This window comes from Sphingosinicella sp. BN140058 (assembly GCF_004135585.1).
Taxonomy (GTDB): Bacteria; Pseudomonadota; Alphaproteobacteria; order Sphingomonadales; family Sphingomonadaceae; genus Allosphingosinicella.
The window spans coordinates 207,544-227,152 of the sequence record NZ_CP035502.1; the positions used below are offsets into that span (position 1 = coordinate 207,544).

A 19,609-nucleotide genomic window follows, 5' to 3' on the forward strand; every position below is an offset into this window, starting at 1 on the left:
CCATCAACGGAGTTTTTGGTGCAGTCGAAGATTGTCTACGTCGTCGATGACGACGAGCAGGTCCGTCAGAGTCTCGCGTTCGTTTTGAGATCTGCCGGGTACCGGCCCCAGCTTTTTGAATCCGGTACCAGGTTCCTTGAGAGCTACGGCTCCCTGGAAATTGGATGTCTCGTGCTTGACGTTCGGATGCCGGGCATCGACGGCATGGAGCTGTTCGAGAGACTGGTTGAAGAAGGATGCCGATGGCCGATCGTGATGATGACCGGCCATGGCGACATCCCGATGGCGGTCGCCGCCATCAAGCAAGGCGCTCTCGATTTCCTGGAGAAGCCGTTCAATGATGAGCAGTTGATCCGTGTCATCAGCAAAGCGTTCGACGCTATGGCCACGAAGGACGCCGAGGCGGAGCGAGCGAATGGCGCAAAGGCTAAGGTGGAATCGTTGACGCGGCGCGAGCGCGAGGTTCTCCAGCAGCTCGTCGATGGCCAAAGCAATAAGCAGATGAGCCAGAATCTGGGTGTTGGCGTTCGGACGGTCGAGATGCACCGCCAGAACATGATGACACGGCTGGGCGTCGGGAGTCTCTCCGAGGCGATCCTGATGGCTGCGGAAGCTGGAGTGGTCCCAACCGCTCGGAAGGTCGCTCGGACCGCGTGAGCAGCCTCAGCCTTGCGAGGTGAGGGTAGATCCGGCGAAACGGGAGTCCTGCACGGCTCGTTAGCGGAGCAAGCCGTTTCGCCGTTCGATCAAGGCCCCGAACTGGCAGTGGAACACGGCGGCGCGGATCTGTTGACCCTCGGAGATATAGGCTGCGGCGAACACCTTGCAGTCGGCGCGGTCGAAACTGTCGAGTAGACGGTGACCGGAGAGACGCAGTTGGTCGGCCGCCACGGTGCCATCCCATGCAAGTGCGGCGAGGGCAGCCGGCCGCGAGCGTACGCCGTTGATGGTATCGACGAGGCGACGAAGAGCGTCTTCGCCGGTGACCCACCGATCAGTCGGTGCACCTCCGTCGAGAAGGTCGCCCGCCAATCGGTTCGCCGTCCACCCCATGTAGGTGAACGCTGACGGGACCGAGGCGAGATTGGTGCCGCGCGGCAACATGGAGGCTGGAATGGGGTTGAAGTAGCCGCATCTCGCGCAGGCAAAGCCGACGCGACGTTCGCTGCCACCAACAGGCCCGGGGACCTGGAGGTGGAAGAGATCGGCGAAAGCAACAGAGGTGCGCTTCTGACAGTCGCGCGCCGCGCAGGGAAGGGTGGCTGACCAGAGCACCCGTTTGCCCAGGAGTGACATCGGCGTTTCCTTTTCGTGTTCCAGAACGAAAACCAGCTCGGTCTCCGTCAGCTAATTTTGAGGAGGCAGGTTGCCCCGGCCGCATGAGCTGGTACCATGGTATGGCAGGAGGAATGGTGGTCAGCCGGTCTCCTCAACACATCGCGTCAGGTGCGGAAACGGTTCCCCCGCAGCGTGTCTGATCGCGCTAAAGCCCGCCGGAAGTCACTCCTCCGGCGGGCTTTCTTGTTTTCGATTAGGCGACCGCAAGGAAGTCGAGCTGGAGCGAAGGATCGTGGTCCACGCGCACGGTTTCAGCCTGCCAGACAGCGATGCTTTCCGGTGTCACGCCAGGCAGGGGGCAAACGGCTGCAAGCTTGGTCGCGGCCAAGCGCTTAGCTCGCAGGTCGCCATAGAAGAGATCGCAGCCGCTGAACCGCCTGGCCGTTTCAACGCAGGTGGCGTGGGTGGTGCCTGATCCCGAGAAAGGGTCGATGACGAGATCGCCAGGGACGGTGTAAAGGTGGATAGCGCGTCGCACCAATTCCGATGGCATCTGCGCCGGGTGGCCGGTCCGCTCGGGGGCATTGTGGCCGACATTGGGGATCGCCCAGACGTTGGAAGGCCACGCGCCCAAAGGATGACCCGAGAGCTCGCCCTTGTTGGGTCCTTTGAAAGCCCGCTTGCCCGGATCCTTCTGCGGGATGCGCAGAGGATTGGCATGAAAGTGCCGCGGCCGATCGCCCTTGCAGAAGATGAGAACGGTCTCGTGCCGCTCAGCAAGGCGCCGCCGCGGGGTGAGGCCGTGGGGAATAGTCCAGATCACCCGATTCTGGAAGGTCAGCCCCGTTTTGCGAATGAAGTCGTAGACGGCGATGTCCAGCGGCATGAGATGATCATGCTCGTCCCGCGTGGATCCAACCTGGAGGAACAGGACGCCGCCGTCCGCAAGGACACGGGCCGCCTCCGAGACGATCTGCATAAGCCAGCCGAGGTAGTAAACATGCCTCATGGTGTCGGCGCCGGCCCCTTCGCCGTACTTCTTGCCGACATTGTAAGGCGGGGACGTGCAAACGAGCTGGGCACACCCGTCCGGCATGCTGTCGAGGTAGTCGAGCACGTCGGCGGTTGCCGTCTGGTCGATCATCTCGGCCAGGAACTCCTGCTGCCGAGCCTTGCGATCGGCAGCACGTTCGCGGATCTTGGCCTCTGTCTTGCGTGCCCCTTCGCGGCAAGCGAGGGCATAGATCTTGCCACGCGACCAGCCGTGCTTCGCACGCACTTCATCATAGGTCATGGTCTGGAGGTCAGCGAGGACGGCACGCTCGATGGCGGAGAGCGATGCGCTGGCGTTGGTGATCATGTGCTTTGCCTCAGAAGCTGGCGACGCCGGCCGGATTGACGGCGACCCAGGTGTCGCAGTTCAACTCGACCAGGTGACGATCGTCGTATTGATCGACGATCGTCCAGATGCCAGCGGTTCGAAGGGGCTGTTCCTCTGGAACACTGGAGATCTCGATGCGAGCGTCCGCACCGCTGAAGTCCTGCTCGACGATCGCGCCGGCGAGAGCGGCACGAGCAGGCTCAATGCGCGGCGGTAAGCGGCTGTCATTGTCGATGGGCATAGCGGATCCGTCTTTCGCTGGGCAGGAGGCCCTTTCTTTAGGCCACCGGTCTTCAACCTCAGCCGAATAATTCCACTGCCGTGGTCACGCGTACGGATGACCGTGGGATCGGTCTTGTGCAAAGAAAGAGGCCGGGAGCGTGTCCCGGCCTCTCAAATGGTAGATCTGGTAGATCTCAGCGCGAGCGGCTTGTCCGCTTTGCCTTCGGGGCCGCTTTTGCGGCGGGCTTCGCTGACGGCTTACGACCAAGGCCGATCTTGTGGGCCAACGCGCGCCGCTGCTCTGCATAGTCGGGCGCAACCATCGGATAGCTCGCGGGAAGGCCCCATCTGCGGCGATAATCCTCGGGCGTCAGCTTGTGCGCAGACTGGAGGTGGCGCTTCAGCATCTTCTGCTTGCAGCCATCTTCGAGGCAGATGATGTAGTCCGGCTTGACAGAAGACCGAATGGACACGGCGGGCTTCAGCTCTTCCGCGGGAGGCTCCGCAGGAGCTGCGGTGAGGCCAGTAAGGGCCGCATGGATGTTCTTGATCAGAACGGGAAGATCTGTCGGTGAAACGCTATTGTTGGACACGTGGGATGCCACGATGTCTGCAGTCAGCTGGATCATGGTTTCAGAAGATTCATCGGTGAGTGCCATGGGCATCCTTGCTCTAGCGGCTGTTTCGAGGACCTCTTGCGTAAGGAACGCCATCGAACGGCACAAGGCAGAATCGGCTAGCCTTTATGTTTTACGTAGCGTTGCACTACTTTCTTGCCGGCTTATGGCAGCTGTTCTGCGATGTTTGGTGCCAAGCCGAGGCCCGCAGCGAACGCGAGCAAGTTGATTTCCGCGTCGCGGCCGGCCCGATGCGGCGCTGGGTTGGCCGCTTGAAAGCTGTGCGCGGCTCGGTACTGGTCGATGCTAAACGGAGCGTACAAAGGATCCCAGTCAGCAAGGAAGAATGGAAGAGGGATGCTGGCGGCGTCGACGAGCTCGCTGAGCCAGTAGCGATCGTGGATCCCGCCGTCGCATAGCGCGACGCCGCCTCCTCCGATGGTGCGGATGAGGAATCTCATGGCCGCGCCGGGCGTGATCCCGGCGCGAAGATCGCCAGCAGAGATGCCATGGATTAGCTCGCTTTCGAGATGCCACGAGCCTCGCAGGTGCCAACGCTCCGTAGGGCAAATCAGGGACGACCAAGTGCGAACGGGCTTCAGCGGGCCACTCCAGGTCGACAGACCTACTTCGATCGGGTAGGTCGCCGCCCCGAGCCCGGACGCCTCAAAGTCGATCGAGTGGATTGGCCAGCGATAGTCGGTTGGCTTCGCGGCGACGTCTGTCGTCATACCCTTTAGCGAACCCCAACCGCGGGTGAATCGGCGGGTTGAGCAGTGAGCGCAGCTGCTGTGGCATCCCCGATGGGCGCACGGGCGCTGAGCTGCGCGGCAACCGGATCTGCCTTCGTCGGTGCGACGATGCCGTTGCCGCCGTCGACCGTCATCTCCTTGGCGGAGGACTCATTCATGCTGAAGAACGAGCTGAAGTGGCTGTAATCCTCGGGTCCGTAGACCTTGCCCTCTCCGTCGTCGAAAAGGCCGCAGCCGGCAACGAGGGCGAGGGGCAGCAGCGCTGCGACAATCTTCTTCATCAACTTTCTCCGCTCTTTGACGAGGCCACGAGCGGAGAAAGTCTCAGATCGACATCCTCCATCCGCCCTGGGTCCCCTCGCATCTTAGCAGGAAAAATTGCGGCCGAAATGGGAAACACGGCGGCGGCGAGCTACCTGCTAGATTGCTCTTCCGCGATCGCGTCGCGTAGCTGCTGGATCTCCGCGAGGTCCAGAGTTTCGCCAGAAAAGGTGCTGCCCGCATTCGGCTTCTGGCGAGCCTCGAGAGCGGCGTCCATTTCTCCAAGCGCCTCAGGGGTGGCGAAGCTGAGGAGGTTCTCGTCAACGAGGACCTTGATCTGTCTGTATGAAACCATCTGAAAACTCCTACGCGTCCGAAGGACGCTTTCTCTCTTTTGAAGCGATAGAAGCGATAGCGCAACAGCAGAGAAGTGGCTTCGCTGCTGAGCGAGCCACGGCAAGCCCGCCGACATGCGAGCTCATTCTTAGGGACCAAACGGCGACGACGAGGACCTAGGTAGAAACGGTGATCGCGAGGTCGACGGGGACGCTGGACAGCGCGATAATGGCGCCCGGGGATCAAGTTCCACAGCATCGTTGGGTTGTCTCATGGATGGAGTGTGGATAATGGTGAAGGCTCGTTAGGGAAAAGCTATGATCCCGAGCCGCGCTCCGTCAGCCGCCAAGAAACGGCACTTGCGCTGGCAAACGTACCCGGATAGCGCCTGATGGTTCAGGAATTTTGCAGGTAGCGCTTTCCCCGCACGTGGACGACAGCTACAATAGTTGCAATCTTTGGGAGGTACCGTCTGTGGCGAAGATGATCGCTGGATTTTTTGCGGCAAGCGCGTTGGTCTTTCCCGGCGCAGCGGCGCTCGCGCAGGGAACGCCCGCGTTTCGGGTTCCGCTCGACCAGGTCACTTCCTCGCAGACGATGGATCCGGTCTACGTTTGGCTGGATCAGGTGGGAACGTGCTCGACGACCTGCGGAACGGGCACTCGGACCACGACCTACCAGTGCCAGGACATCACTCAGTTGAGCGGCGGCAGCTACGGCCCGGCGGAGTCCGCTTCGTCGTGCACCGCCAACGTCGGTGCAGCTCCCGCAAATACGTCGCAGGCGTGCACGGTTCTGACGGGCTGCACTTATGATTGGGTGAAGCCTCCTGTGGTCCGGACTGTGCAGGCGGGTCGCGATCAATGCGGGACTGTGCGCTCGCAGTTCGATCCGTATTGCAAGCGATCGGACAACACCGTGCTGGCCAACGGCGACCACGCAATGTGCATCAACGATCGCCCGGACTACGATCTGGTTGCAGCGGGCAACCCGGATGCGCTTGGGTACGACCGCACCGTGACCGAGACTGCGGCTTGCACCGCGGCTTGGTCGGTGTCACCCACATGGAGCGCTTGGTCGAACGGAACCTGTTCGGCGACGACCACGCGGACGCGCACTGTCGAGTGTAAGCAGGAATTTACGAACGCAACGCTCCCCGACAGCAGCTGCTCTGCGCCGAAGCCTGCGGCGACGGAAACGGGGAACTTCAGCACCTGCTCGTATGAGGTGGTCGGGTCGTGGTCTGCCTGGAGCTCGACGTGCAGCGCGAGCGCGACGTCGACCCGTAACGCGGAGTGCAGACGCAGCGATGGTACAATCGTGGCCGATGGAGAGTGCACTAGCCGAGGGCTCGATATGTCCGAAAGCCGGACGTCGGGGCAGTTTGGAAGCTGCACCTACCAGGTAGTGGGGACTTGGTCTGGTTGGAACTCCACGTGCTCGGATAAGGCGACGCAGACCCGCAACGCGCAATGCGTGCGTAGCGACGGCGCCACCGTTGCCGACAGCGAGTGCACGAGCCGCGGCATGGATATGACAGAGACGCAGACCTCACAGCAGTTCGGCGGCTGCGCCGCCGCCTACGGCTCATGGAGCAGCTGCGCCAGCGGCACGCAGTCACGCAGTGTCGTCTGCAATGCGCCAGACGGTGCGCAGGTCCCCACGTCGTGGTGTGGCTTTTCTGGCAACGCGACGACGCAGAGCCAAACATGTACTCCGACCGTGACTTATGCGTGGGAGAGCAGCTCCTGGGGTCCCTACAGCACCTGTTCCTCAGGGCAGCAGACGCAGACCCGATCTGTGGTGTGCCGTGGCTCCGACGGCACCGCTGCGCCCGACAGCTCCTGCACCGGCGCAAAGCCTGCCTCAGCGCAAAGCCAAGCCTGCACCGCTCCTGTCACCTATTCCTGGGAGATCGGCTCGTGGGGTCCTTACTCCGACTGCTCGACCACAGGGCAGCGGACGCAAACGCGGTCGGTGGTTTGCCGTGGCTCGGACGGCACCGCCGCCGCTGACAGCGCCTGCACCGATCCGAAACCTGCTACGGCGGACGCGAGCGCATGTCCCATTGTTGCATGTGGGTCTGTGGACGGGTCTGGCGAGCCGGTTTGGCAGTGGACCGGTGAAGCCTGGGAAGACTACGGCTTCCCGAATTGGGAGCCCGCAGGCGGCATGAATGGGAGCGGCCCGTCCGGGAGCTTCAACAAGGTCGAACAGACGCGGCGTTCGTTCGATCGCAAGAAGATGGTTTCCGGCATCACCGCCTATGGTCATGTGAATACTGACGGGAGTCGGTCGGGGCAGGAATCCTGCCCGTCTTCGGGGTGAGGGGCCGAGCCAGTAGGCGGTTGCGAGTATCCGTCTGGCTACCTGCCTGGGCAGTGTCAGGCGGAGGGCAACGGCTGGACGTGTGGAACCTTCCGCGTGGCATGTGAGGCGGACAAGACGTAATCGATCGATCGAAGGTTGTGATAGCCGATGGCGCCGAGGGTGGAATACCTCGGCGCCATTTCTATTTGCGGCGCCGGAGCGCCCGAGAGATGTGCCCACAGTATACGCCAACCGCGGCCCAGTAAGCCGCGAGCGGCGGCTTCTTCTTGCTCCACGATTTGTCGGCGCGCTCGCGGGCGTCCGCCTGTATCGCAAGCAAGATCGCCCTTACGGCTGCCGCCTCCCGGTCGGTAAGTTGCTCTATCGCGGTTCGCACGGCCGGCATGCCCAACACGGGGTTGCGAACTTCGAGGCGCGCGGAGCGAGCTCGCTCTGCTGACGGCGCTGGCAAGCTGATGGTGTCAGTAGCGGCGCAGTGGGCGCTTGGAGCGAAATCTTCGAATAGCATGGGGATCCTTTCAGCCGCAGACGATTGGCCGGGACGGTGAACTTGGATCAGCAGCGAGGCGCAACAGGGCGGCGCGCCGCCGTTTCTTACCGAACCGACGAGACGCTGCCCACTGCGGGAGCATGCTTAAAGGGTGTGAGGAGCTAGCCGGACCACGGCGAGCGCGACCGCTTAGGCGGGCATCGTCCAGCCGAAGAATAGATAAACGCCGCGGTCGACCGGAATGCAGCCGGCGGGTGCGCGCGCTCCAAAGATGGGCGAAGTCTCGTCGCGGAGCAAACGAGCGGCGACTTCCTCCGGGTGCTGACCTGGCGCTCGGTCGACGAGCAGGAAGCGGTCCTTCAAGCCAAGGCCCCTTGGCGGGTAAGACGCCATGTCCTGGAGCCCACCGGAGAGAAAGGCGTCTCCGTGGTCCTCGCCGGTGACGGTCTGAATGAAGGTCGTGGTCATGTCGCAATCCTGTGGGCGGCAGAAGTCATCCCGCCGTCGATGTGTTCCCGAGTGAGGGGCGTCAGGCCCGAGGTTGTGAGCCAGCCGGTGCCGGCTCGTCCGCGACATCTGCTGGCGGCATGACGAGCGGTGCGGCCGGCAGGACGCTGGAGAAGATCTGCACGTCGACCTCGCGCCAGTATGGGTAAAGGGTCGGCGGTAGTTGGATCGGAGCACAGCGGGTTACCGCATCGAGAGCTGCGATCTCGAAAGCATTCGGCTCGGTGATCGTCTCGGCGGTCTCGTCAACGAACCGGGTGATCGTCGGCTCAGACATCAGCGAGCCGTCCCGGTCGAAGGATGCTGTCATGATGATGGAGAGATTGGCCGGAAACTCGATCTCCGGAGCAGTCCAGCAGGCGCGGATCTGGGTCGCGACTGCATTGCCAACCGCGGCGGCAAGATCGCCGTCGAGACCAGTCCCGTCCCCGTGCGTCTTGGCTCCCAAGGCAATTGATCCGGTTCCCTGCACCAGCGCAAGGCGGGCCTCCGGAGCCTGGGCGGCCAGCACTGCAGGCGACTTGGCCGGTGCAGGCACCTCCGACTTGAGCGGAGAGTCCGGAAGTGGCTTGGGATCGGGGTCGGCGACGTCCGGCTCGACAGGCTTCACCTCTTGCGCTTCGGCAGCGGGCTTTTCAACGGGCTTCGGAGGAGCGGAGTCGCCGTCGGGGCTCCCCGCAGGAGGTGCCGACGACAGGTTGATGAAGGTGATATCAAGCGCCGGAGTGCGGCCGGATGGCGGAAGCGGGTCTGCGAACCGCAGGGTTACGAGAACGATCGCCAAAGCATGGACTGCAACGGTGCCGAACAGGCCCGCTCGCTCCTTGGTGAAGCCGAAGATCAAGCGACGGCGAGAACCCGGCTGGCCTGCCTCGCGCGCGAGCTCACCAACGAGTTGATGCTCGTGGTCGTAGCCAGCGGCCGCGTGCAATGTTCCGACGTCGATCGACATGTTTATCCCCGTGATATCTAAATAGACGATCTTCAGAGCGCTTTCGCGAAGGAGGCGAAAAGATCGCTCTGGCGTCAGCGACGGATGAGCGTCTGGGCCAGCCGCCAGACAAGGTGCGACAATGAGGTGAGCAAAACCCCTGCCGCGACGGGAACGACCTTCCCGGTCTCTCCCCAGCGAGCCTCGAACAGGTTTCGACAGTAGGCGCCGCTCTGGAGCCAGTAACTGGAGAAGCTCGCTTCGCAGTCTGGTACGGGAGGCGCGCTCGTGTAGAGCACAGTTCGAACAATGAACGCGGCAGCTCCCGTGCCAAGGACCAGGTGGGCCGCGTCGATCGGGACGTTCCGAGAGCCCGGACGGATGAAAGCGAAGACCGTCAGAAGCGACGGCAGGTAGAAGATCCATGCCGCGGTCCAGGGCACGTCCCCGGCGGCACGCGGAGCCGCCTCAAGCAGAAGGGACAGCACCAGGAGGAAGAGACTCCAGCCGATTCCCACGCGGATCAGCTCGCAACCTTGGCTGGTCGTCCTTGGGTGCGCTTCGCTGGTATCGTAAGCGGGGACGAGCGCCATCGCACCCTCTTTCCTTCATTGCTGAAACTCAGGGCATGCCTACAAAGGCCTGGATCCTTGTATATATACGGCGAAACCTCGCCGGGCGAGAAAAATCCTCGAAAGATCCACAATCTGCGTCTACAACGACTAAGGCGCCACGGGCGCAAGGCACCAGTGGGAGTAGTGTATGCGGATGGGTCGGAGCTTGCTCGCGGGTGTCGTCACCTTGGGTGTTGCCACGTCGCAAGCCGCTGTTTCGGCGCCTCGACAAGCAGCGGAACTTGACGCTGCGGGCGAGCAAAACCGTGCGCACGTCATCGGCTCTGAATTCAACTACTCCGGGGTGCTTGCGACCGAACTTGGAAAGTCGCTCGAGCAGGGCAGTCAGGATCAGGCGCCGACCGTCCTGAAACCAGCGCCTGCGAGGCCGGAGCCCGCAGCGAGCCCGGGAAGCCTAGAGGCGCGACCTGGCAAGCGGGTGAAGAGCAGGAAAGCCGCGCTTGCGGCGGCGGTCGACGAAGCGACACGAGCCGACAGTCGGAACCGGTCTGCTGCGGCGACGCGCCCTGAGCGCAGTCCGGTAGGGATGTAAACCCGCTCAGGAAGAAATCAGGATATTTTTCAAGAGGGTTGCGGCGGGCGTTTGCACCCTCATACAATTATCCTCCGATAGAGGAGGCAGCCATATGATCGCGAACGTAGCTGTTGTAGACACGCTCCCGAGCCTTGCGATTGAGGATCGAGAGTTCCCCGGCGCGACGCGTCGTGGCGCATCGCACCCCTCCGAGATTCAGGCGATGCAGGCGCGCAACCCGCGCCAGCCTATTCGGGAAGCTCTGGCGATAGTCGAGATGCGGCAGCGGGCTCGGGATTGGCGGGACGATGTCGATCGGCGCCGCGGGGCCGGACTGCCTCTGCCGCTCATCGAGAAGCAGCCTGATCTCTAGAGATCGTTGAGGAGCAGCTCTCGAACGCTTGCGTGTCGGAGCTTGTCGCTCCCCTTGAGGTAGCTGACGCGGACCGAGAGAAGCGGACGCTGCCAGGCGGCGGACATCTGTTTTGGCATAGGAATGGGTGAATCCACCGTGCTGAGCGCGCTTGCGGCCTCCCAGAAGATCGATCGCGTTTCCCCGCCGAGGTTGACCATCGCCATGCCGGCGTATTCGAGCCCTTCCGCCGTCTCCCGTGCAAGAAGGGCAAACGGCGCCGCGTCGCCGCGGATCGTGCCGATCACCCGGAGAATGGCTTCAGCGTAGCATTTGACCTTCAGCCACGATTTTGAAGGTCCGCTCCGGTAGCGGCTACTCCGCTTTTTCGAGACGATGCCCTCCAGTTCGATGCCGTCAGCAGCGGCGAAAAGGGCGCGGCCGTCATCCACCGCCTCGCTGAACTGAATGCAGGATGTCGGGTTGTGCGCGCCGACGAGATCCTCCAACCTCCGGCGGCGCTCGATGAGCGGTTCGCGGCGGAGATCCTGACCATCAAGGTGGAGCAGGTCGAACGCCATGAAGACGAGACTGTCTGGTCGACGAGCAAGCGCACCGCGAAGCCCATGAAAGTCGGAGCGCCCCTGAGCGTCCTGCAGGATGATCTCGCCGTCCAGTATCGCAGACTGGCACCTGATCTTCGACGCCGCGGCTGCTGTCGGCCGGTATTTGGAGGTCCAGTCGTGCCCGTTGCGGGTAAAGAGGCGGGCGGCCCGCTGCTCGAGCACGATCAGCGTACGGTAGCCGTCGTACTTGATCTCGTGCTGCCAAGCCTCGCCGTCGGGCGGCTCTGGCGCAAGCGTGGGCGCCTGGGGAACGATGAACCCGAGGGGCGCCGACGTCATGACGCGAGAAAGTAGCGCGAGAAGCCGCTCATCCGGCGGGGCTAACGTTCAGCTTTGCTTTTGTCGACTCTGGTTGGCGACGTCGGGCTTTCGGCCTTTCAGCCGGGGCCCACCTCGCCGCTCGCATAGTCACGCCAGAGCACTTGCTCGGCGTCTTCGAGATTGGCCGCGAAGCCGTCCCAGTTGCCGATGATCATGTACCAGGTGTCGTCGGCGCGCTTCTCGATCCAGCCGGGCTCGTAGACGCGGCCGGGGATGGGGTCGGGGTTGTCCGAGGGGTAAAGCTGCGTGGTATCGAGAACTGAGGGATCTCGAAGGTCCTCGATGTCGCGGCCGGTAGCGCGCCATTCCTCGAAGGTCACGTGTCCCGGCGAGGAAAAAGGGCTGTCGACATCTGGCAAGTTGTTGAGGGGCAGGGTGCCGGTCGCAGCATCGCCGTCGATGCCTTCCTCGGAAGAGCCGATTTGGATTTGAACGTCATAGCCGCGCTCTAGGAGTGGAGCGAAAGCCAATCGTAGGTGCTCTTCGACTGCCGCCGGATCGCGTGTGTCGACGTCGTCGGGAATAGCCGGCTTTACCGCGATGCTGATGGCCAGTCCGTCTCGATGGGTTGAGAGCGCGGTGAACATGAAGGATGCGTGCTGGACGCTTGCTGGAGTGTCGTGTTCGATCTGGAATGTGCCGGCGCGCATGGTCTGGGCCCAATCGATTGAGGAAGAGAGGCTGTTCAGAAGGCAGCGGCGACAACAGCGTCGTCGACTCGCACCTCGAGGAGGTGCGTGCTGTCGATGTCGTCCGCGTGGAGGCCTCGCTCGTTCACAAGGGCGACGAGGGTGTCACGGTCGGGAACTCCCGCGGCCAAGTTGGCAGTGACGGTCACACGCATGGTCACCTCGTAGACGGCGTCGACGCGTTCCAAAAGGTCTTCGCGGCTGTTTTCAGAAATGCGGTCGGTCATGAAGGTTCTCTCGGATCAGAGGGAGAGTTGCAGGAGTTCGCGTCGCCGAGCGGTCCACGCTTCGATCCAGCGCTGAGCCAGGTGGGCCGCTCCGTCGCCAACGCGGTAACCGGCAATGAGCTGCTGGTAGGTTTCGCAAGCGGCCGGGATGCATGGGTCTTCGCGCTCTGCCGCGGAGTGTCCCGCCGCCCGGGCAGCGTCCTCAGACGCAGGAGTGACCTTGCTCATTAGTCGCAGAACCGAAGCTTGCCGATGCAGTCGGCGTGGAGGAGAAAGGCGCCGCCGCCGGTCGATGGGTCCCCCCCCACCGGCGGAAGTGTCGGAAGTGTTGTTGTTCACGGAGACTTTGAGGTCGTCTGCCCCGACCTCGTAAAGGTCATAGGTGACGAAGCCCGACCGGCCGCGCTCCTCGATCTCAAGCCAGAAGGCATCTGGCTTGTTTAGTTTCTCGCGAACAGCCTCGATGAGGCTATGGGGCCGCTTCGACTCAGGCATCGAGATGTCCCCCGGCTTTCGGCGTCTTGTCGGCGGCGGGAGCCAGTCGCACCAGGGGAGTTTCGTTGATCACGGATGCAGCGCCGTTGTCGTAATCAGGCAGAGCGGAGAGCGGATCTTCGTCGACGTCGAACAAGATCCAGCTGGCGCCATCGGCGGCAGCGAGCTCGAAGCACGCGCGAAGGCACTCGGGCTGCTGGGCGAAGCTATTATTGTCAGCAGCCGGAACCCGTACCCAGTAGCCGTACTCGCGATCGCAGATCGTCAGATCGTCGCGCCAGGCGGGTGTTGGCGTCAGGATCTTGTCGAGATGCCAGCGGACTTCGTCAGTGAGGTGCGCTGTCGAGAGGTTGGCAAACTTTTCGATGCGGGTGTTGGTACGTGCGGAATCCACTTTCATCTCCCTCAGGAACTCGCGCGTCAGCCCCACACGACGGAGGCAAAGCGCTTGGCGATGATGGGCTGCATGGCGGCCCAGACCGCGGAAGGCACGCCAGCGAAAGCGTCCACCGCGACCCCGACGTGGGTGTGCGAGGGGATCTCGTAGAGACCTGTCGGGCCGCAGCCCGCCGAAATCGCGCGGACGGAAAATGGCTTGCGGCCGGCCGCTGCGAGCAAGGCGGGTAGCTCCGGCGTCTGCTTGGGGCTCATGATGAGGATCGCGCCAGTCTCAGGCAGCGCCCGAACGACAGCCTCGGTGGATCCGAGCTGTTTGACCGGTGCGCCCTTCGCCCGTGCCCAGCCTGTGGGTGTGATGTACTGCATGGCGGTTCCTTTGGTTTTGCGGGACTGCGGTCAAGCCGCGGCGAGGCGGCGGCGAAGCTCGCCCATTTTGTCGGTGATCAGGCGGTTGAGAGCGTCGCGGCGACGCGCGAGCTTGGCGATGATGTCCGGACACTCGCCCGCCAAGGCGTCGAGCTGTGATTGGGTGTCGGAGAGATCTGTCTGCAGTTCGCGCACAGCTTCGACGTCCCGGCGGTCACCTGGCTCGAGATCATCCAGGTCGTAGATCAAGGGAAGGTGGTCGGTCATAGTGTCTCCAAAGGTGCGATTGCCGGTTCGGGGAGAGGATCGCCGAGGGAGGTTGCCGACCACGCCCCTCGACCGTCGATAGTGAACCCATCGAAGAACGTGCCGTGCGTTGAATTATAGCCCTCGAGGAATCCCGGGTGGAAATCATAGAGGTCGAGAGCGTCTGTGCCGCCGCGATAGGCCTCGCCCTCATCAACGGCTTCAAGCTCGATGTCGAAGTCGACCGCCGCGTAGGTGGTGGTCTTTTCTCGTGTGGAGCGTGCGATGTTGCTCTCATCGGCGACAAACCGGGCGAAGATTGACCTGATGCTTGTTCCTGAGGCCGGGTTGAACCCGGCGAGCTCGTGCTCGCTCACCTCATAGTTCTGCAAGAACTCGGAAATGCGCGCGAAACTGCCTTGTGCGTCCGAGGTCCGCTCGACGACGCAAGCGAACGCGCGCATGGAAAATTGGAAGAGCGCCATCAGATCGCCACCTCGTGTGCTGCTGTGGTTGCAGCCTCGTCGACAGGTTGGATCGAGAGGGACCGGATCAGATATCCGAACGCGTCCGAGAGGAGGTCTGCAAACTCTGGCTCGGCGTCGTTCTTGGGCCGATCAACCGCCACCAGGATCGAGGTCGGCAGGTGAGGGGTAAGGATGCAGTTCGTGTCGACGTGTACCGTGTCTTCGTCGCTGAGGTCCCATTCAATGTTTGCGACGCGGTAGAGGGACCGCGGGCCCCCGCTCGTGAAGTCGTGAACGCGCTCGCCGCCGTGGTGTTCGACGGGCTTGATCAAGCCGCTTAGGGGGCCGTCGAGCGGAAGTGGCTCGGAGCCTCGCATGAAGGATGCGAGCCGTGCCGCTGGGCTGGAAGCCACAAGCGCGGCGGCTTCCGGTAGATATCGGTGGAACCAGGTGTCGTCGCCGTCGTCCCCAATAGCCGCGCCGAAGAAGGCGTTGCCGTCGAGCATGGCCAAGGTCTCGGCAATGGGGCGAAGGGATTGTCGCTCGTCGGCCGAGAAGCTTTCCAACGACCGAAGACCGTTGGCTGGCAACGCGATCTGATACGTAGCAAGCGCGGGTCGCGGTGTCGGCAATGACACGCCGACGAGCTCGTCAGCGTCGGTCAATTCTCTGTCTCGTAGGATGATCTGGCTGGCCAGCCACTGGCCGTCCTGATCGTCGATGAAGATCATCTCGCCGGCCGTCGTGGCGGTTTGCCGATCGTAGTACCACTCGACCCTGCCTTGAAGTTCGAAGTCGATCGCGCCTTTGTCGAGAAAGAAGGATCCTTGCACGGCACGCGCTTCGCCGTGTTGGCGCTCGAGCGAGCCGATGATCGGTCGGCGGGACGGGGAATAGGCGAACATCAGGCAGCTCCTTGGGAAGGAAGGGTGGATCTGGGTGCGAGCGCGGCGCTCAGCTGGCGGCCGCCACACGTTCTCGAGCGCGGATCGTGATCTGCTCTGGGTCGAGGGCGATCCAGCTCTTGCCGCCCCCTTCGGTGTGATTCTCATAAACGATGCTGTCGAAGCCTTTCTTCGCCAGCACCTCCTGCACCCAATGCCTGTCTATTAGAGCTTCCTGGAACGCTTCCTCTGCATCGAGCTGGCTGATGACGCCGACATCCTCGAGGGCATTGATGATCGCCTTCGGCTCCCAGCAGAGAAGATCTGGCAGGGAAAGAGGAGCTTCGAGCCTGAGCTGGGCAACTATGAGGCGTTCATCCTGGGACGCAGGCTCGCCGCCGCGTACCTGCTCCGCCCGACGAAGCGCTGTTGCTCGCGTACCGAAGTGAAAGCCGATGTCGTTGGTCATCTCGAATTGGTCGAAGTCTCCCATGTCGGTCCAATGGAACGCTGGATCGACCAGAGCGCCAGGGGTCATGCTTGCCTCGGCAGCAGCTTGAGCGCTTCCTCAAGAGCGTCTGCGACAGCCATGCCCTTTGTTTTCTGGACCCAGAGGCCGTCTGGCCCGAATGTGTGGGCGTCCAGATCGCGGAGCGCGGCGAACACGGCGGCGTATGCCTGGTCCTTGAGGCGGGAGCCACATCGGCGGGCTATGTCGGCCAGCGCATGGACGGTGGTCATCGACTCTTGCGTGTCGGCGCTGGGTATCGTCACTTCCAGGACCATGCCCCAGGCGGCGGCTGGCAGACCGATGTCGCCGTTCGGGAGATTCGCGACGTAGCCCTGCTCTCGCACTTCCTGCAGCACCAGCTTCAGACGATCGATGTCGTTGCATTCGGCCATTTCTTACCTCTCGATGTTCCAATCGCGAGGACTCCCCGCGGTACCTTGCCCCACTTGCAGGTCCCGGATCGGGGCAGGGCGTTCAAAGGAAGCTTGAACCGCAGTGCCCCGAACGTGTTCATTCCGGTGAACTAGAGGAGGACGGAAATGCGCGGAGTCATCATCGGAGCACTCATCCTGAGCAGCGGAGCCGTAGAGGCCGCGCCTCGTCAGAAGCCGATCTGGTCCGGAAGCCAGATCGGGGCGGTTGCCTATGAGATCCCGGTTCGCGACGCCCGCACGGCGGCGCGCAAGACCGGCGATTACGGCATGACGCCGAGGCACCGTGGCGATCGCCATCGCGGCCGGCGTGGTCACGGCGATTGGGGCTTTGTCGGTGTGCCCGTCACCATCGGCGTGGGTGATTACATCCCTGAAAGTCGATACCTTGAAGATTATGCCGGGCTTGCGTGCGAGCCTGAAGAGGAGGGGCCTGCCAGCGCCTCGTCGGCCCTTGCGTATGCAGTGCGTGCCGACGGGTCGCAGTGCTTGTAGGCATCGCTTCAGGCTGTGGATTGCGGCTCGGCGAACCTGAGGAGTTCGGCCGCGAGCCACTTTTCAAGTAGTGGAAGCTTCGCGGAGCCTATGCGCCTGTGCACAGCCAAGGGATCAAGCTCGCGCTCGGTCCCTTCCAGCCCGTGAAAGCGGTTCATGACGATCCGGGACATCGCGACCGTTTGGTGGCGGCCAAGTTCGACGGCGCCAAGAGCAAGAGCGGCTACTCGGCGATCAGCCGAGATGTCATAGTGCGGCCAAGAGATCTTCAGCGATGACCGAGGATCTTGGAACCATTCCCGGCGCATACCGATACGCTGGGCGAACGCATGCAGCGCCTCGATGTCAGGCGAAAAAAGATGGCACCAGAGCCGCCCGCGCCAGGGGTGAACGGCTGCATCGACATAGACGCGCATAAATTCCTCGTGGACGGCATTGTCGCAGTTGCGGGTCGATGATGCAATCGCGATGGAAGGATGATCGTCAGCGTCGAGGATTTTTCCACAGGGTACGTTGTCAGCAGGGCGATGGCGGTCGTACACTTAGGAACACGGAACTTCCTGCGCAGTGCAGGTTCTGCCGAGGATCTTTTGATGTCGACCCGCTTCCAGATCGCAGAGCCTGACGAGGGGCAGCGCAGGGCTGCCCAGGACATTCTGGTCGGCTACCGGTTGGGAGACCCGCCATCAAGCAGGCTTGAGGCCGGTTTGCGTATCGCGATCGAATGGACTCGCCGGGACGGCTTCGAAATCGACGCGGGCGAGGAGCAACGGATGGAGTTCGCCGTAGCCCGCATCCTGGCGCGTCAAGGAGCGCCGAAAGTCGAGGCAGTGGACCTCGGGTCGGTCGACCATGCCCGCCTGCTCCTGGTGGATGCGTCGCTCCAACGCGAAGCAGAGATCGCCATGCAGCTCGATCTGCTCGATCGACAGGACACCTATAGCTGGACCCATCCCGACGTGACCCGGATACCCTGGGTGAAGGCGGAGAGCTCGCCGACCGACTTCATGAACTTCGCAGATGCCGACCTCTTTGCGATCTCAGAGGGAGAGTTCGAGCAGATCTCGCGCGGGCAGCGGGAGAATGTCGAAATCATGTTGCTCCGGGGCGTCAACGCGCGCGATGACGAATTCGAGCGCGAGCTGCACCAGATCGGAGCGGAGCTCTATCGTGGCGCGGCGGCAATACGCGCTCAGGATTTCGGGGCCAGCGCAGACGTCTCCCGGCTTCAGGCGAACGCAGAGGCACTCGACCTAGAGAGGTTCAGTGCTTTGCCGGCGCCGGGCGGCTTGAGTGCGAAGGACATGGGCGGCGTGGTGGATCGCGTTGCTATGGCGAAGCTGGCAGATAAGCACAGCGAGACAAGCCAGAACCTCTATGACGCCCGCCCGGGTCGCAACCCGTTCCGGCTGTCTGCTGAGACCCTCCGCTTTGCTGAGGTCACCGTTTCGAAGGTGGCTGATGGCGTCGTCACCAACCGAACCGAGCGGGCGGCACGCATTGCGTTGGAGTTCCAGAAGGAACACGGCCTGTCGATCGATCGGGCGGCCCTGGTGCGGCTGGAAGGCGCGGTGGCGCGGGCTGCTGCCGACTCTCATCGACCAACCTGGTCTGACCTTGATTTGGCAAAACGACTGGTGGTCGATACGAGCATGCAGAAGGCGGCGGCAGAGAAGCTGGCGCCGCGCTCGCCGCTTGGTATCCAGAAGGGTCCAAGCGCTTCGGAGAAGTCTCTCGAGCTGATGCTCGGCCGAGGCAATTATCCGGTGTTCACGAGGCTACCTTACGAGCGGGCGGACACGCTGGCTGTCAGCAAGGGACAGTTTCAGGATTTGACCGACGACCGTGGGATTGGATCAATGGTTCGGACGGCGCTTCACCGATCCGGCCGCGACCTGACCGGTGCCATCGGACAGCAGTTCGCTCGGCTCGAAGCCACTATCAAGGTGAAGCAGGATCGCGACGGGGGGTGGCTGGATCGGAAGGCGGGCGTCCACCGTGGCGCCGAGCAGGTTCGCAGCCTGTCCAAGGGCCCGCAGCGCGAGCTCGATCTGGGCGCTTGGCAGCAGGGCCGGAGGGGACGGGGGCGCTAAGCCGCTATGAGGCCCAGGCCCCAAGCTGTCTTGCCCTCGATCGCGAGGTAGGCCGCGCCGGAGATGGGTTCTTCGGTGTCGCCGCGGACGAATGTCGAGAACGCGTGGGGATTGTATCTGACGCGCACGGCAGCCGGGTTCATCGTGATTGCCTCGACGTCGGAGCCGTGGACGGTACCGCGCGCATAGGCATGCACGTTCCGCACCCCTTCGGCTCGGCAGCGACGGAGGCCAGCCGCACTCACTTCGAATCTCACGCCCTCCAGCACGAGGCGCCTGGGCTTAGCCACAACGCGGCCCTTCTGGTCACCGCGGAGCGACTGAACGCTCGAGACCCTCTTATGCAAGTCACAGTACGCCCTCACTTCCGCGCCGGCGAGTTCCTCAGGGGCATCTTCCGTGACAGCAGCGCGCGACATTGAGAGGTTTCCTTCCGAGATGATCGATCTCGGTGGATTCAGACAACCAGGACGCTCAGCCGATTAGGCGCGCCGTCGAGATCGAGAGCGGATTGACCAAGGTGTAATCCCCTCCGCTCTTGATGAACCAGACGCCCTCCACGAGGCTTATCTCGGTGCCGGTGTGCTCCTTTCCATTGTTCATGGTAATAGAGAGCCGAGCCTGAGATCCCGCGCGGGATTGATGCTTGCGGAAGAGAGCTTCAAGCGAGACCAGAATCGCGTGGCAGGCCTCGAGATTGCTCGACGGGAATGTGGGCGCAGCGGCGCCGCAGGCGCACTCGGTGGTCATGG

Annotated in this window: 28 protein-coding genes; 4 read left to right on the forward strand and 24 right to left on the reverse strand. The window is 62.8% G+C overall.

The features are described 5' to 3' along the window. Positions 1–18 precede the first annotated feature (18 nt). Positions 19–657, forward strand: coding sequence for a response regulator transcription factor (locus ETR14_RS27220; RefSeq protein WP_165356673.1), 639 nt, complete (start codon positions 19–21; stop codon positions 655–657). Between the two features lie 60 nt (positions 658–717). On the opposite strand, the gene ETR14_RS27225 is transcribed toward ETR14_RS27220, so the two are convergent. From ETR14_RS27225 to ETR14_RS27255, 7 genes are all read right to left on the reverse strand, one after another. Further along, positions 718–1,296, reverse strand: coding sequence for a hypothetical protein (locus tag ETR14_RS27225; protein WP_129393108.1), 579 nt, complete (start codon positions 1,294–1,296; stop codon positions 718–720). 235 nt (positions 1,297–1,531) lie between these two features. Further along, positions 1,532–2,638 carry a site-specific DNA-methyltransferase gene (locus tag ETR14_RS27230; RefSeq protein WP_129393111.1) on the reverse strand — a complete coding sequence of 369 codons (1,107 nt, stop codon included), beginning with the start codon at positions 2,636–2,638 and terminating at the stop codon, positions 1,532–1,534. Positions 2,639–2,648: 10 nt separating this feature from the next. After that, entirely contained in the window at positions 2,649–2,900 is a 252-nt protein-coding gene (locus ETR14_RS27235; RefSeq protein ID WP_129393114.1) for a hypothetical protein, read from the reverse strand. Positions 2,901–3,075: 175 nt separating this feature from the next. Beyond that, positions 3,076–3,540 (reverse strand): MucR family transcriptional regulator, encoded by a 465-nt coding sequence (locus tag ETR14_RS27240; RefSeq protein ID WP_129393117.1) that lies wholly within the window; start codon positions 3,538–3,540, stop codon positions 3,076–3,078. 122 nt (positions 3,541–3,662) lie between these two features. Continuing rightward, positions 3,663–4,229 (reverse strand): hypothetical protein, encoded by a 567-nt coding sequence (locus ETR14_RS27245; protein WP_129393120.1) that lies wholly within the window; start codon positions 4,227–4,229, stop codon positions 3,663–3,665. Positions 4,230–4,234: 5 nt separating this feature from the next. Then, positions 4,235–4,531, reverse strand: coding sequence for a hypothetical protein (locus ETR14_RS27250; RefSeq protein ID WP_129393123.1), 297 nt, complete (start codon positions 4,529–4,531; stop codon positions 4,235–4,237). Positions 4,532–4,662: 131 nt separating this feature from the next. Continuing rightward, complete coding sequence (locus ETR14_RS27255; protein ID WP_129393125.1) at positions 4,663–4,866, reverse strand: hypothetical protein; 204 nt, start codon at positions 4,864–4,866, stop codon at positions 4,663–4,665. A gap of 455 nt (positions 4,867–5,321) precedes the next feature. Here ETR14_RS27255 and ETR14_RS27260 point away from each other — a divergent pair, with 455 nt between their 5' ends. Then, positions 5,322–7,175 carry a hypothetical protein gene (locus ETR14_RS27260; RefSeq protein ID WP_129393127.1) on the forward strand — a complete coding sequence of 618 codons (1,854 nt, stop codon included), beginning with the start codon at positions 5,322–5,324 and terminating at the stop codon, positions 7,173–7,175. Positions 7,176–7,857: 682 nt separating this feature from the next. On the opposite strand, the gene ETR14_RS27270 is transcribed toward ETR14_RS27260, so the two are convergent. From ETR14_RS27270 to ETR14_RS27335, 14 genes are all read right to left on the reverse strand, one after another. After that, a complete protein-coding gene (locus ETR14_RS27270) occupies positions 7,858–8,136 on the reverse strand; it encodes a hypothetical protein (protein WP_129393130.1) in 279 nt (92 codons plus the stop codon). A 61-nt stretch (positions 8,137–8,197) separates the two neighbouring features. Beyond that, a complete protein-coding gene (locus ETR14_RS27275) occupies positions 8,198–9,127 on the reverse strand; it encodes a hypothetical protein (RefSeq protein WP_129393133.1) in 930 nt (309 codons plus the stop codon). Between the two features lie 74 nt (positions 9,128–9,201). Next, positions 9,202–9,699, reverse strand: coding sequence for a hypothetical protein (locus ETR14_RS27280; RefSeq protein ID WP_129393136.1), 498 nt, complete (start codon positions 9,697–9,699; stop codon positions 9,202–9,204). Between the two features lie 925 nt (positions 9,700–10,624). Next, positions 10,625–11,512 carry an RNA ligase family protein gene (locus ETR14_RS27285; RefSeq protein ID WP_129393139.1) on the reverse strand — a complete coding sequence of 296 codons (888 nt, stop codon included), beginning with the start codon at positions 11,510–11,512 and terminating at the stop codon, positions 10,625–10,627. Positions 11,513–11,610: 98 nt separating this feature from the next. Then, positions 11,611–12,141 carry a hypothetical protein gene (locus ETR14_RS27290; protein WP_129393142.1) on the reverse strand — a complete coding sequence of 177 codons (531 nt, stop codon included), beginning with the start codon at positions 12,139–12,141 and terminating at the stop codon, positions 11,611–11,613. A 98-nt stretch (positions 12,142–12,239) separates the two neighbouring features. Then, entirely contained in the window at positions 12,240–12,470 is a 231-nt protein-coding gene (locus tag ETR14_RS27295) for a hypothetical protein (RefSeq protein WP_129393144.1), read from the reverse strand. A 15-nt stretch (positions 12,471–12,485) separates the two neighbouring features. Next, on the reverse strand, positions 12,486–12,965 hold the full coding sequence (locus ETR14_RS27300; protein WP_129393147.1) for a hypothetical protein: 480 nt from the start codon (positions 12,963–12,965) through the stop codon (positions 12,486–12,488). Continuing rightward, positions 12,958–13,395: a hypothetical protein gene (locus tag ETR14_RS27305; RefSeq protein ID WP_206186129.1), complete on the reverse strand. Its 438-nt coding sequence runs from the start codon at positions 13,393–13,395 to the stop codon at positions 12,958–12,960. Before ETR14_RS27305 ends, ETR14_RS27300 begins: the two co-directional genes overlap by 8 nt. Continuing rightward, the gene (locus tag ETR14_RS27310; protein ID WP_129393150.1) at positions 13,386–13,730 is read right to left on the reverse strand and encodes a hypothetical protein; all 345 of its coding nucleotides are present in this window, start codon (positions 13,728–13,730) and stop codon (positions 13,386–13,388) included. The genes ETR14_RS27305 and ETR14_RS27310 overlap by 10 nt, the downstream gene beginning before the upstream one ends. 30 nt (positions 13,731–13,760) lie before the next feature. Continuing rightward, on the reverse strand, positions 13,761–13,997 hold the full coding sequence (locus ETR14_RS27315) for a hypothetical protein (protein WP_129393153.1): 237 nt from the start codon (positions 13,995–13,997) through the stop codon (positions 13,761–13,763). Beyond that, complete coding sequence (locus ETR14_RS27320; RefSeq protein WP_129393156.1) at positions 13,994–14,461, reverse strand: hypothetical protein; 468 nt, start codon at positions 14,459–14,461, stop codon at positions 13,994–13,996. The genes ETR14_RS27315 and ETR14_RS27320 overlap by 4 nt, the downstream gene beginning before the upstream one ends. Next, positions 14,461–15,348, reverse strand: a complete 888-nt coding sequence (locus ETR14_RS27325) for a hypothetical protein (RefSeq protein WP_129393159.1) — start codon at positions 15,346–15,348, stop codon at positions 14,461–14,463. Before ETR14_RS27325 ends, ETR14_RS27320 begins: the two co-directional genes overlap by 1 nt. Positions 15,349–15,397: 49 nt before the next feature. Next, positions 15,398–15,865: a hypothetical protein gene (locus ETR14_RS27330; protein ID WP_129393162.1), complete on the reverse strand. Its 468-nt coding sequence runs from the start codon at positions 15,863–15,865 to the stop codon at positions 15,398–15,400. Continuing rightward, positions 15,862–16,230, reverse strand: a complete 369-nt coding sequence (locus ETR14_RS27335; RefSeq protein ID WP_129393164.1) for a hypothetical protein — start codon at positions 16,228–16,230, stop codon at positions 15,862–15,864. Before ETR14_RS27335 ends, ETR14_RS27330 begins: the two co-directional genes overlap by 4 nt. Before the next feature lie 147 nt (positions 16,231–16,377). On the opposite strand from ETR14_RS27335, the gene ETR14_RS27340 reads away from it, so the two are divergent. Further along, positions 16,378–16,764, forward strand: coding sequence for a hypothetical protein (locus ETR14_RS27340; RefSeq protein ID WP_129393167.1), 387 nt, complete (start codon positions 16,378–16,380; stop codon positions 16,762–16,764). An 8-nt stretch (positions 16,765–16,772) separates the two neighbouring features. Here ETR14_RS27340 and ETR14_RS27345 read toward each other — a convergent pair whose 3' ends face one another. Then, positions 16,773–17,306, reverse strand: coding sequence for a DUF4031 domain-containing protein (locus ETR14_RS27345; RefSeq protein ID WP_243455970.1), 534 nt, complete (start codon positions 17,304–17,306; stop codon positions 16,773–16,775). Positions 17,307–17,357: 51 nt separating this feature from the next. Here ETR14_RS27345 and ETR14_RS27350 point away from each other — a divergent pair, with 51 nt between their 5' ends. Next, positions 17,358–18,857 (forward strand): hypothetical protein, encoded by a 1,500-nt coding sequence (locus ETR14_RS27350; RefSeq protein WP_129393170.1) that lies wholly within the window; start codon positions 17,358–17,360, stop codon positions 18,855–18,857. Here the strand turns inward: ETR14_RS27350 and ETR14_RS27355 are convergent. Both ETR14_RS27355 and ETR14_RS27360 read right to left on the reverse strand, forming a co-directional pair. After that, positions 18,854–19,276, reverse strand: coding sequence for a hypothetical protein (locus ETR14_RS27355; protein WP_129393173.1), 423 nt, complete (start codon positions 19,274–19,276; stop codon positions 18,854–18,856). The genes ETR14_RS27350 and ETR14_RS27355 overlap by 4 nt on opposite strands. A gap of 55 nt (positions 19,277–19,331) precedes the next feature. Then, positions 19,332–19,607 (reverse strand): hypothetical protein, encoded by a 276-nt coding sequence (locus tag ETR14_RS27360; RefSeq protein ID WP_129393176.1) that lies wholly within the window; start codon positions 19,605–19,607, stop codon positions 19,332–19,334. Positions 19,608–19,609: the final 2 nt, after the last annotated feature.

What these genes read in the sequence shown, in the direction of transcription:
- ETR14_RS27350 (WP_129393170.1), top strand. Translation starts at nt 17,358, where the DNA reads ATGTCGACCCGCTTCCAGATCGCAGAGCCTGACGAGGGGCAGCGCAGG.
- ETR14_RS27240 (WP_129393117.1), bottom strand. Translation starts at nt 3,540, where the DNA reads ATGGCACTCACCGATGAATCTTCTGAAACCATGATCCAGCTGACTGCA.
- ETR14_RS27295 (WP_129393144.1), bottom strand. Translation starts at nt 12,470, where the DNA reads ATGACCGACCGCATTTCTGAAAACAGCCGCGAAGACCTTTTGGAACGC.
- ETR14_RS27360 (WP_129393176.1), bottom strand. Translation starts at nt 19,607, where the DNA reads ATGACCACCGAGTGCGCCTGCGGCGCCGCTGCGCCCACATTCCCGTCG.
- ETR14_RS27290 (WP_129393142.1), bottom strand. Translation starts at nt 12,141, where the DNA reads ATGTTCACCGCGCTCTCAACCCATCGAGACGGACTGGCCATCAGCATC.
- ETR14_RS27255 (WP_129393125.1), bottom strand. Translation starts at nt 4,866, where the DNA reads ATGGTTTCATACAGACAGATCAAGGTCCTCGTTGACGAGAACCTCCTC.
- ETR14_RS27235 (WP_129393114.1), bottom strand. Translation starts at nt 2,900, where the DNA reads ATGCCCATCGACAATGACAGCCGCTTACCGCCGCGCATTGAGCCTGCT.
- ETR14_RS27285 (WP_129393139.1), bottom strand. Translation starts at nt 11,512, where the DNA reads ATGACGTCGGCGCCCCTCGGGTTCATCGTTCCCCAGGCGCCCACGCTT.
- ETR14_RS27270 (WP_129393130.1), bottom strand. Translation starts at nt 8,136, where the DNA reads ATGACCACGACCTTCATTCAGACCGTCACCGGCGAGGACCACGGAGAC.
- ETR14_RS27310 (WP_129393150.1), bottom strand. Translation starts at nt 13,730, where the DNA reads ATGCAGTACATCACACCCACAGGCTGGGCACGGGCGAAGGGCGCACCG.
- ETR14_RS27320 (WP_129393156.1), bottom strand. Translation starts at nt 14,461, where the DNA reads ATGGCGCTCTTCCAATTTTCCATGCGCGCGTTCGCTTGCGTCGTCGAG.
- ETR14_RS27340 (WP_129393167.1), top strand. Translation starts at nt 16,378, where the DNA reads ATGCGCGGAGTCATCATCGGAGCACTCATCCTGAGCAGCGGAGCCGTA.
- ETR14_RS27280 (WP_129393136.1), bottom strand. Translation starts at nt 9,699, where the DNA reads ATGGCGCTCGTCCCCGCTTACGATACCAGCGAAGCGCACCCAAGGACG.
- ETR14_RS27225 (WP_129393108.1), bottom strand. Translation starts at nt 1,296, where the DNA reads ATGTCACTCCTGGGCAAACGGGTGCTCTGGTCAGCCACCCTTCCCTGC.
- ETR14_RS27275 (WP_129393133.1), bottom strand. Translation starts at nt 9,127, where the DNA reads ATGTCGATCGACGTCGGAACATTGCACGCGGCCGCTGGCTACGACCAC.
- ETR14_RS27355 (WP_129393173.1), bottom strand. Translation starts at nt 19,276, where the DNA reads ATGTCGCGCGCTGCTGTCACGGAAGATGCCCCTGAGGAACTCGCCGGC.
- ETR14_RS27230 (WP_129393111.1), bottom strand. Translation starts at nt 2,638, where the DNA reads ATGATCACCAACGCCAGCGCATCGCTCTCCGCCATCGAGCGTGCCGTC.
- ETR14_RS27300 (WP_129393147.1), bottom strand. Translation starts at nt 12,965, where the DNA reads ATGCCTGAGTCGAAGCGGCCCCATAGCCTCATCGAGGCTGTTCGCGAG.
- ETR14_RS27250 (WP_129393123.1), bottom strand. Translation starts at nt 4,531, where the DNA reads ATGAAGAAGATTGTCGCAGCGCTGCTGCCCCTCGCCCTCGTTGCCGGC.
- ETR14_RS27315 (WP_129393153.1), bottom strand. Translation starts at nt 13,997, where the DNA reads ATGACCGACCACCTTCCCTTGATCTACGACCTGGATGATCTCGAGCCA.
- ETR14_RS27325 (WP_129393159.1), bottom strand. Translation starts at nt 15,348, where the DNA reads ATGTTCGCCTATTCCCCGTCCCGCCGACCGATCATCGGCTCGCTCGAG.
- ETR14_RS27245 (WP_129393120.1), bottom strand. Translation starts at nt 4,229, where the DNA reads ATGACGACAGACGTCGCCGCGAAGCCAACCGACTATCGCTGGCCAATC.
- ETR14_RS27330 (WP_129393162.1), bottom strand. Translation starts at nt 15,865, where the DNA reads ATGACCCCTGGCGCTCTGGTCGATCCAGCGTTCCATTGGACCGACATG.
- ETR14_RS27335 (WP_129393164.1), bottom strand. Translation starts at nt 16,230, where the DNA reads ATGGCCGAATGCAACGACATCGATCGTCTGAAGCTGGTGCTGCAGGAA.